Annotated in this window: 1 protein-coding gene; it reads right to left on the minus strand. The window is 65.0% G+C overall.

All coding sequences use genetic code 11. The annotated features are described in order from the left end of the window. Positions 1-474 (minus strand): aminoacyl--tRNA ligase-related protein (locus tag DEQ92_RS22310; RefSeq protein WP_304999714.1); only part of this gene is annotated, 474 nt, incomplete at both ends.

Here is a 474-nt window from a genome sequence, read left to right on the forward strand (position 1 = left end):
CTCGTAGGTCTCCTCGTACTGATCGAGGCGGCGCGTCGTCTCCGCCCAGGCGTCCTCGCGGGTCGCGTGCGCGGTGTGACCCTCCTGCCAGAGGAACTCTTTCGTCCGGAAGAACGGCTTCGTCTCCGTTGCTTCCCAGCGAACGACCGACGCCCACTGATTCACGCGCAGCGGCAGGTCGCGGTGACTGCGGACCCACTGGGAGATGTAGGGCGTGATGATCGATTCGGAGGTCGGGCGGACGGCGAGCGGCTCTTCGAGTTCCTGATTGCCGGCGCGCTCGACCCACGCGACCTCGGGGTCGAAACCTTCGACGATGTCTTTCTCCCGTTCGAGGTAGCTCTCGGGGATGAAAAGCGGGAAGTAGGCGTTCTGAACGCCGGTGTCTTTGAACAGGCCGTCGAGGTGGCCCTGGATGCGCTCCCAGAGTTCGTACGCGCGGGGACGCGTGACGATGAAGCCGCTCATCCCCTC

Origin of the sequence: Haloferax sp. Atlit-6N, assembly GCF_003383195.1 — an archaeon.
GTDB lineage: Archaea > Halobacteriota > Halobacteria > Halobacteriales > Haloferacaceae > Haloferax > Haloferax gibbonsii.